A 9,252-nucleotide genomic window follows, 5' to 3' on the forward strand; every position below is an offset into this window, starting at 1 on the left:
CAGGCCGCCTGCCGCGCCGCGCCGCGCGCCGCGTAGTCCGCGGGCTGCGGTACGACGACCTGTGCGCCGAAGACCGCCGGAGCGAGGGCCTGGATGGCGGGCAGCGCGGCGGTGGCGCCCAGCAGGAACACCCGGCGCACCTCCACGCCGCGCCCGCGCAGCACGTCCATCGCGTCGGCGAGCGAGCAGAGCATTCCCTCGAACGCGGCCCGCGCGAGATGCTCCGGCTTCATCGACTCACGGCGCAGCCCGGTCAGCGTGCCCGCCGTGTGCGGGAGCTGAGGCGTCCGCTCGCCCTCCAGATACGGCAGGAACACCAGCCCGGATGAGCCCGGCGTGGACTTGAGCGCCAGCGCGGACAGCTCGGCCAGCCCCACGCTCCCCAACAGCTCCGCCGTACCGCGCAGGGCCCTGACGGCGTTCAGCGTGTGGACCACCGGCAGATGCATCCCGGTCGCGTCCGCGAAGGAGGTGATCATTCCGGCCGGATCGGCGAGCGCCTCGTGGTGTACGGCCATCACCGAGCCCGAGGCTCCCAGCGACACCACGGCGTCCCCGACGGCCACACCCAGCCCGAAGGCGGCGGCCATGGTCTCGCCGGTGCCCGCGGAGATCAGCAGTCCCTCGGGAGTGGTTCCGGCGGCGTCGGCGGGACCGAGCACCTCCGGCAGCGCGGCCTGGTGCCCGAGCGCCAGCTCCACGAGATCGGGCCGGTACGAGCCCGTACGCGCCGACCAGTAGCCGGTCGCCGACGCCGCGCCCCGGTCGGTGGTGCTGCGTGCCGGCCGGCCGAGGAGCTGCCAGACCAGCCAGTCGTGCGGTTGCAGCACCAGCGCGGTGCGCTGCGCCGCCTCCGGCTCGGTCCGTGCCATCCAGCGCAGCTTGGCCACGAGCCGGCTCGACTGCGGTACGGATCCGACCGCCTCGGCCCAGGCCTGCCGCCCGCCCAGCGCGTCGACCAGATCCGCGGCGGCGACCTGCGCCCGCTTGTCGTTGCCGAGCAGCGCGGGCCGTACGAGATTGCCCTGCTGGTCCAGGGCCACCATGCCGTCCTGCTGGGCCGAGACACCGATGGCCTGGACGCCCTCCAGCAGACCGCCGGACGCCGCCTCGCCGAGGGAGAGCAGCCAGGCCTGAGGATCGATCTCGGTGGCCTTCGGATCGACCGGATGCGGTGCGTAGCCCTGCCGCAGCACGGCGCCCGTGTCCGCGTCACAGACGAGGACACGTGTGAATCCGGACGAACTGTCCAACCCGGCGACTATTCCCATGACACCTGATTCTGCCGCACGCGCGGCGCGGCGGACGCGTCCGGGACGGCACGCGGGTGTACAGGGCGGACCGGTCAGGTGTTGCTGGTCCCCCAGTCGTCCTGGCCGTTCTGACTACGCTCCCGCAGCGAGCGCACCCGGTGGGCCACGGAGTCCGGCACCCGGTCGCCCACCACTGCGCTCACCGACTGATACGCCTTGCCCGCGACCTCGCGGCCGGTCTGCGCGGCCGACTCGGCGGCGTTGCGCACGGCCGGGTTCTGGGACACCTCGCGCACCGACTTCTTGAGCTGCTCGTAACGCTCGCGTCCGGCACGTGTGCCGAGTACATATCCGCAAGCCAGTCCCGCGATGAATGCGAGGCGGTACCGCATGGCTGCCACCCTTCCCTGATGTCCCGGTCCCCGGTGTTGGCGGCGGACCTTCGGTCTCTGCCCTCCGCCTACCCCGTGGGGGCCCGGGATCACCCGGCGTGAGCCGGGTCGATAGCGATTGGCGGAACACCCCCCTGCTTGCGCTAATGTATGTGTCGCGGCGAGCGCGCGCCGCCCGGGAGGACCCGGGCAGGTACGTTCGGCGCACACGCAGCAATCCCCTGTAGCTCAATTGGCAGAGCAGCCGGCTGTTAACCGGCAGGTTACTGGTTCGAGTCCAGTCGGGGGAGCGCGGTCCCCTGTAGCTCAATTGGCAGAGCATTCGGCTGTTAACCGGAGGGTTGCTGGTTCGAGTCCAGCCGGGGGAGCAGGAGAGCGAGAAGGGCCCCTCGGGGTCCTTTTTCGTCTGTTCTGCGCCAATCCCGCAACCGGGCGGTGTACGGCGAAGTCCTCAAGGTCAGGGCGATGCCGACCATCCGAGGCAGGAGATCGTATGAGCGGCTATGCTGCGGCAGACGGCGCGCACAAATGTGCGCGACGCGCCGTTAGGGGCGGTAGCTCAGCCGGTTAGAGCAGCGGACTCATAATCCGTCGGCCGTGGGTTCGAGTCCCACCCGCCCCACGCGGACGGACGTTCGAGGAAACGATCCGACCAGTATTCGAGCGCCCCAGCCGGTATCAGACCAGGATGGGGCGCTCCGTCGTCTGCCGGGTCCTGCGTGAGCGGTGCGCGAGCGACGGGGACTGACAGACGCTCACGGCGGGCGCGGGGAACGGGAGCTCGGGCATTCCTCGCGACCTCCTTGTCGACGTGGGAGAGCGGACCGGTGTACGTGTCGGACGATAGCTGAATCGTTCCTTGCGGCGGCGTTTCCTTGATCGTATGGATGCCACCTCCACCCGCATGGATCAACTTGGCCGCCACCTGGCGCAGACCTCGGGGAAGCGTCCGGCGCACCAGGGCTGCGTTTGGCGGAAACCGATCGGTGGGTTCGGCGCGTCCCAGATTTCGCCTGCTTCGGAGAGGCTGTCAGAGCCCTCCACCACGCTGCCCAAGGGGACTGATCCGATGACGCGCACTCGTACTCGTACCCGCTCCGGTAGACGCACCGGCAGGCGGGCCCGCCCGCTGTCGGCGGTGGCGATGGCGCCACTGGCCCTGGTCGCGGTCCTCGCGCTCCAGGGGTGCGACGCGATCCAGAACCCGGATCCGGACCCGACTCCGACCGCCAGTGATCTGCCGAGCCCGACCGTGCCGGTGGAGGAGCCTCCGCAGGAGCCCGCGGAGAGCCCGACGGAGCCGTCGGCGAGTCCGGTGGCGGCCGGCGATCCCTGCGGGATCGTCTCGCAGGAGGAGGCCGAGACGCTGGCCGACTCGAAGCTCAATCCCGCCGCGCCCCTTGACGAGACCTGCACCTACACCGGGCTCGCGTCCGGTCCCTCGGCGCAGGTGGAGGTCTATGTCGGCGACTCCGCGCGGAGCTATCTCGACGCCGAACGAGGCATCGGACATGAGCTGAGCCCGCTCTCCGGAATCGGCGAGGAGGCGTATCTGGAGGACGGATCCGTCTTCTTCCGCACTTCCGAACAGTGGATCTCCATACGCCTCGTACGCTCGGTCCCGCCGGCCGAGACCCGTAAGCCTCTCGAAGACCTGGCCCGCACGGTGGCCGCCCGTCTCTGATCCGGACCGGCCCTACTGGCCCGGCCGGGATGTGCGGTGGCCCGGCCGGGGTGGGGTGGGGCTCTACCTTTTGATACTTGGAACTATGGGCCGTCCACATGGCCCGACCTTCATGAGGCGCTGACGATGTGCGCCATGGCATTGATGGACCGATCAGGTCGAGCCAATCGGAGGAGTTCCATGCGTGTGAGAACAGGTGTCACCGCGCTGGCGGCCATGCTGCTGGCGGTCACGGCGACCGGTGCCGCGGCGGCCCCCGTACCGGGCTCGGAGGCCGGTGCGGCGCCGTCGCACTGTGCCGTACGCGACCGGGTCTCCGTACCGGGCGCGGAGTTCCAGACCGCGGCCTGTCTGCCGGATCTGACCTCCACGGCGCTCGCGGGCACCCAGTACACCGACTCCACGGACTGGTCGCCGCTCTTCGCGAAGGGCACCGAGAATCCCTCGGGCGTGCCCGGTGTCCAGATCGACGGCTACTTCCCCGACTCCTCGCGGCTGAACGCCACCCACGGCTGGAAGCACGACGCCCAGTTCGTGATCCGGCTGCCCGACCGCTGGAACGGCGGGCTCGTGGTGACCGGCGCGCCCGGCACGCGCAAGCAGTACTCGCTGGATCCGCTGATCTCCGACTGGGTGCTGGCGCAGGGCTATGCCTTCGCCTCCACCGACAAGGGCAACAGCGGGCCCGACTTCTACACCGACGGCACTCGGCCCGGTGACGCGGTCGTCGAATGGAACCGGCGCACCACCGAACTGACCAGGGCCGCCAAGAAGGCGGTCCAGCGCGCCTACGGACATGCCCCGCGCCGTACGTATATGACCGGCACCTCCAACGGCGGCTATCTGACCCGCTGGCAGTTGGAGAACCATCCCGAGCTGTATGACGGCGGAGTGGACTGGGAGGGCGTGCTCTGGACGGAGCGCGGACCCAATCTGCTCACCTATCTGCCCACGACGGTGGCATACGCGGCGGGTGGCGCGGGAGCGGACGACATGTACGAGGCAGGGTTCGCGCCGGGCAGTGAGTTCCTCTGGCCCTACCACCAGACCGCCTACTGGGGACTGACGCAGAAGGTGTACCGGGCCGAGTTCGACCCGACGTACGACACCAACTGCCCGGGCGCCTCGGCCGGTTCCACGACGGCGGAGATTCTGGCGCCCTGCGCCTCGGACGCCTCGTACGACTACGCGGAACGGCCGCGCTCCGTCCACCGGGCCGTCGAGCGCGTCTCGCTGACCGGCCGGATCGGCAAGCCCATGATCACGCTCCAGGGCTCGCTGGACACGCTGCTGCCGATCGCCGCCGACTCGGACGTGTACACGCGCATGATCAAGGACCAGCACCGGGCCAAGATGCACCGCTACTACACGATCGAGGGCGGTACGCATGTCGACGGTCTCTACGACAGCTATCCGGACCGGCTGCGTCCGATCCTGCCCTGCTACCGGAGCGCGTTCGAGGCGCTGACCCGGTGGGTCGAGCGTGGCGCGCTGCCGCCGTCGAGCCGTACCGTACCCAAGCCCGCCTCCGGCGATGTGGTGAACTCCTGCGTACTGTGAGCCGGCCTGGGTCCTCGTAGGCCCGGTTTCCCTCCGAGCCATACCAGGAGCACCGTGTCCGCCCTTCTCTATGTCACCGATCTCGGCTACGAGGCCCAGGGACGCAGATACTGCGACGAGGACATCCGGCTCTCCTCGCGGCTGCGGCGGGACTTCGCCGTCGCGCTGTGCCACCCTCTCGACGCCGCACGGCTGATGGAGTCCTTCGACGCGGTCGTGGTGCGCAACAGCGGGCCCGTACTCCACTACCAGAAGGAGTACGACGCCTTCCGCGACCGGGCCCGCGCGGCCGGAATCCGGGTCTACAACCCGCTGACCGGCCGGGCGGACATGACCGGCAAGGGATATCTGGCGGAGCTGAGCGCCGCCGGATATCCGGTCATACCGACCGTCGACCGCGCCGAGGACCTCGGCCGGCTGCCGGCGGCCGGCACCTATGTGGTGAAGCCACGGCTGGGCGCGGACTCGATAGGGATGGAGTTCGTCCCGGCGGAGCGGCTGGCGGACCTCGCCTTCGGCGACGTTCTGGTGCAGCCACGGATCCCGTTCCGCTACGAGGTCTCGTTCTACTTCATCGACCGGGACTTCCAGTACGCCCTGTACGCGCCCGATCCCGGGCGGCGCTGGGAGCTGGAGCCGTACGAGGCCGGCGCGGCGGATCTGGAGTTCGCGCGCCGGTTCATCGACTGGAACGGTCTTGAGCACGGGATACAGCGCGTGGACGCCTGCCGGGCGCCGGACGGAGAACTGCTGCTGGTCGAGCTGGAGGACCTCAATCCGTATCTGTCCCTGGAGCTGGTGGACTCCGGCACCCGGGAGGCGTTCGCCACGCGGCTGACGGCCTCGCTCCACGATCTGCTGCGCTGACGGGCGGCTCTTGCGCGCGCTCACGAAGCGGCCTGCGGCCCCTGGCGCGGCTCCTCCCAGATCATCGTCGTACCGCGCTCACCGTCCTCGCCCACGCCGTTGTCCGTGACGACCAGCCGTACGCCCTCCGCCCCGTCCGGCAGCGCCGCGTTCGCGTCGATCTCCACCTCGATCGCCGTCACGCCCTCCCGCCGGTGCGCCGCGGCGAGGGCGCCGCGCACCTGGGCCAGCAGCCGTCGGCCCACCGGTTCGCCGACCAGCGTGTCCACCGGGCCGTTGAAATGCACCGACGGCCGGAAGCCCAGCAGCACCGCCGCGCCGTCCGCCTCGCGCAGCACCTTGCCGCGCACGCTCGTCGGAGCATCGGCGGGCGGCTGCTGGAGCGCGAAGATCGTGGTCCGTACCTCCTGGATGGTGGAGTCCAGCTCGTCCACGGCCCGGCCCAGCAGCTCGTCCAGCTCCGGAGTGCCCGCGCGCCGTCTGGTCGACTCCAGCATCATCTCGGTCGCGAAGAGGCGCTGGACGACAAGATCGTGCAGATCGCGGGCGATCCGGTCACGGTCCTCGTACACCGCGAGCTGCTCCCGGTTGTGCCGCGAGTCCGCCAGTACGAGCGCGACCGCGGCCTGGGAGGCGAATTGGGTGGCCAGCAGCCGGTCCACCGCGCTGTACGGACGGCCGCCGCGTCGGCGCGGCAGGGCGAGCGTGCCGATCAGCTTGCCGCCGCTCTGGAGCGGCAGCATCATGCTCGGCCCGAAGCGGGACCGTACATGGGTGGTCATCCGGGGATCGGTGGACGAGTCCTCGATGAACACCGGCTCTCCGCCGAGCAGTTGGACCAGTACGGGCGAGCCGGGCTCGATGACGGTGCCGACGATGCCGTCCGGATCGCCGATCGTGGACGCGGCGACGATCTCCATCCCGCCCTCCTCGGTGGGCTGGAGCACCACACCCGCGTAGGCGTCGGCGAGCAGTCTGGCCGACTCGGCGACGGTCAGCAGCGAGTCCGCCGCGTTCTCGCCGCGCAGCAGCGCCGTGGTGACCGCAGCGGCTCCCTTGATCCAGCGCTCGCGCCGCCGGGCCGCTCCGTACAGCCGGGCGTTGCCGATCGCGATGCCCGCCTGTGAGGCCAGCACGCCCAGCAGCTCCTGGTCCTGCTCGGTGAAGGGACCGGCGCGTTTCTCCGTGAGATAGACACTGCCCAGGACCACGGTGTCCACCTGGACCGGCACTCCGAGGAAGGAGCGCATCGGCGGATGGCCGGGCGCCAGGCCGGCGAACCGGGGATGGGCCGTCAGATCGTCCAGCCGCAGTGGCTTCGCGTCCCGGACGAGTAGGCCGAGCAGCCCGCCGTGCGCGTCGGGGAGCCGTCCGATGCGCTCCCGCTCGCTGTCGCTGATACCGGCCGTGAAGAGCTCGGTGAGCCGGCCGCGCTCGGGATCGATCACTCCGAGGGCGCTGTACCGGGCGCCGATGAGTTCGGTGGCGGTGTCGACGATGTGCTGGAGCGCGGGCCGCAGTTCGAGTTCGGTGCCGATGCCGAGCACGGCCTCCAGCAGCGCGGGCAGCAGAGGCTCGGGCGCCATGCCGTCGGCCTCCGGCCCGGGCCCTGGACCCGTCTCAGGCCCTGCCTCCGGCTCCCGCCCTGGCTCCCGCGCGGCCTCCGGTTCCTGTCCTGCCTCCGGCTCTCCGCTCATCGCACCGCTCGTCTTCTCGCCCGCCCCGCACGCCGCCGGCCGGCCGTTCGTCGGTCGAGCGGCGGCTCCGCCGTCAGCGGACCACGGCCAGCGGGTTCAGGGCCATTGGCTGGATCTTTCCCTCCAGCATCGCACCGAGGCCGAGTACGGCGCAGATGTCGGGACGCTCCGCGATCGCCACCGGCATGCCCGTCGCGTTGCGCAGCATTTGATCGAGACCGGGCATCAGCGCGCTGCCGCCGACCATCGTGATCCCGCCGTCCGCGAGATCGGCCACCAGATCCGGCGGGCAGTCCCTGAGCACCTTGCCGATGCCGTCGAGGACGGCCGTCAGCGGTGAGTAGATCGCGTCCCGTACGGCGGCGGTGTCCACCAGCACCGAACGGGCTACACCGGTGGCCACGTCCCGGCCGTGGATCTCGGTGGTGCTCGGGCCCTGCGCGGTGAGGCCGTTGTCGCTGAGCGCGAGTTGCAGCGGGCGTACGGACTGGCTGGGCAGCAGCAGCTCGTGCTGGTGACGCAGATGCTGGATCACCGCGTGGTCGATGGCGTTGCCGCCGACCGGGATCCGCTGGGCGGTGACGATCGAGCCGAGCGAGAGGACCGCGACCTGGGTGGTCGCGGCGCCGCAGACCATGATCATATTGGCGGTCGGCTGCTCCACCGGCAGTCCGCAGCCGACGGCCGCGGCGATCAGCGTGTCGACCAGTTCGACCCGGCGCGCGCCGAGACCGATCAGTGTCTCCACGGCGGCGCGCTGCGCGAGCGGATCGCTGTCGTGCGGAGTGGAGGCGGCGGCGCGCAGCCGTGGTTTGCGGCGGAGCTGGCGGCGCAGCTTGTCACCGAGGAGCTGGCGCAGCATGCGCTGGGCCATCTCGATATCGACGACCGTCCCGCCGGAGACCGGCCGGACGACCCGGATGTAGTCGGGCGTACGGCCCGTCATCTGCTCGGCGAGGGCGCCGACGGCGATGAGCGCACCGGTACGGGTGTTCATGGCGGCGACGCTCGGTTCGTCGACGACGAGCCCCGCTCCTTTGACAAAGACCCGGGTCCTGGCGGCCCCCAGGTCGACGGCGATGTGGCAGCGTCGCAACTGCTCAAGACTGACGGTCACGGCAGGGTCTCCCGAGAGCGCTGATGGGTTCACCGGCGGCGGCCGGCCCTGTTCGCATCGTGCTGCGACGGCCCTCGCGGCGCGCGCTGGGTTGCGCCGGTCGGGCGTACGGAGTTGACGGCGCGCCAGGAGGTGTCGGCGACCGTGTCCGCGACTCGTACGACCTGGTCGTACGGCCAGGTCCGGATCGCCCGGCCGCGCCGTTTCCGGTGCTCCCGACGGGCCGTGCCCGGTCCGCCCCGACTCGTCCTAGCGCGTCTCGGACCAGTGCTGCAACAGCCCCCAGGTGAAGTCCGCGACGCCCGGACCGCCGCCCGGGAGAGTGAATGCCAGCCGCAGCCTGGTCGGCGCGCTGCCCTCCATTGGCCGGGCGGGCGGGAACGCCCGCGCGACCTCGTCCACGGTGCAGGACCACGGGCGCAGATCGCCGGCCGTACGCAGCCCGGGACCGGCCGTCCCCGGCGCGCGTACCAGCCATTCGTTCCATACGGCGCCGCCCGGCGCCACCATCACCTCGAACCGCAGACCTGGCCAGAGCGGTACGGGCCAGAGCAGGGCGTCGCACTCCAGATCGCCGACGGCCCGACGGAAGGTCAGCTCCGGCTCGCCGAGGACGGAGCGGTAACGGGACAGCGCGCCGCGGGCCCGTGGCGCGCGCACCATCGCCTGCCAGCGGCGGGTT

8 protein-coding genes and 3 tRNA genes are annotated in these 9,252 nt (G+C 71.0%); 6 read left to right on the top strand and 5 right to left on the bottom strand.

Annotated features, from left to right (window positions below):
• Both GA0115259_RS06615 and GA0115259_RS06620 read right to left on the bottom strand, forming a co-directional pair.
• The coding region (locus GA0115259_RS06615; RefSeq protein WP_093592240.1) for an FGGY family carbohydrate kinase at positions 1-1,271 on the bottom strand (1,271 nt) is incomplete at its 3' end.
• Positions 1,272-1,345: 74 nt separating this feature from the next.
• Positions 1,346-1,654 (bottom strand): hypothetical protein, encoded by a 309-nt coding sequence (locus GA0115259_RS06620; protein WP_079124866.1) that lies wholly within the window; start codon positions 1,652-1,654, stop codon positions 1,346-1,348.
• Positions 1,655-1,862: 208 nt separating this feature from the next.
• Here GA0115259_RS06620 and GA0115259_RS06625 point away from each other — a divergent pair.
• The 6 genes from GA0115259_RS06625 (at position 1,863) to GA0115259_RS06650 (ending at position 5,756) form a co-directional block, all read left to right on the top strand.
• Positions 1,863-1,935: transfer RNA gene (locus tag GA0115259_RS06625), tRNA-Asn, on the top strand.
• Positions 1,936-1,940: 5 nt separating this feature from the next.
• Positions 1,941-2,013 (top strand) — tRNA-Asn (locus GA0115259_RS06630).
• 180 nt (positions 2,014-2,193) lie between these two features.
• A tRNA-Ile gene (locus GA0115259_RS06635) sits at positions 2,194-2,267 on the top strand.
• Positions 2,268-2,714: 447 nt separating this feature from the next.
• Positions 2,715-3,329: a hypothetical protein gene (locus GA0115259_RS06640; protein ID WP_202449727.1), complete on the top strand. Its 615-nt coding sequence runs from the start codon at positions 2,715-2,717 to the stop codon at positions 3,327-3,329.
• A gap of 180 nt (positions 3,330-3,509) precedes the next feature.
• Positions 3,510-4,889, top strand: coding sequence for a tannase/feruloyl esterase family alpha/beta hydrolase (locus GA0115259_RS06645; RefSeq protein ID WP_093592228.1), 1,380 nt, complete (start codon positions 3,510-3,512; stop codon positions 4,887-4,889).
• A gap of 54 nt (positions 4,890-4,943) precedes the next feature.
• Complete coding sequence (locus GA0115259_RS06650; protein WP_093592231.1) at positions 4,944-5,756, top strand: ATP-grasp domain-containing protein; 813 nt, start codon at positions 4,944-4,946, stop codon at positions 5,754-5,756.
• A gap of 20 nt (positions 5,757-5,776) precedes the next feature.
• On the opposite strand, the gene GA0115259_RS06655 is transcribed toward GA0115259_RS06650, so the two are convergent.
• From GA0115259_RS06655 to GA0115259_RS06665, 3 genes are all read right to left on the bottom strand, one after another.
• Positions 5,777-7,342, bottom strand: a complete 1,566-nt coding sequence (locus GA0115259_RS06655; RefSeq protein ID WP_237539817.1) for a sensor histidine kinase — start codon at positions 7,340-7,342, stop codon at positions 5,777-5,779.
• 184 nt (positions 7,343-7,526) lie between these two features.
• A complete protein-coding gene (locus GA0115259_RS06660) occupies positions 7,527-8,570 on the bottom strand; it encodes a rod shape-determining protein (RefSeq protein WP_093592237.1) in 1,044 nt (347 codons plus the stop codon).
• A 249-nt stretch (positions 8,571-8,819) separates the two neighbouring features.
• Positions 8,820-9,252: hypothetical protein (locus GA0115259_RS06665; RefSeq protein ID WP_093592244.1), on the bottom strand; the 433-nt coding region annotated here is incomplete at its 5' end.

The organism is Streptomyces sp. MnatMP-M17, from assembly GCF_900091995.1.
GTDB lineage: Bacteria > Actinomycetota > Actinomycetes > Streptomycetales > Streptomycetaceae > Streptomyces.

Excerpts from the sequence above, each read along its gene's own strand:
- GA0115259_RS06655 (WP_237539817.1), bottom strand. The coding sequence starts at position 7,342 with ATGGCGCCCGAGCCTCTGCTGCCCGCGCTGCTGGAGGCCGTGCTCGGC.
- GA0115259_RS06645 (WP_093592228.1), top strand. The coding sequence starts at position 3,510 with ATGCGTGTGAGAACAGGTGTCACCGCGCTGGCGGCCATGCTGCTGGCG.
- GA0115259_RS06640 (WP_202449727.1), top strand. The coding sequence starts at position 2,715 with ATGACGCGCACTCGTACTCGTACCCGCTCCGGTAGACGCACCGGCAGG.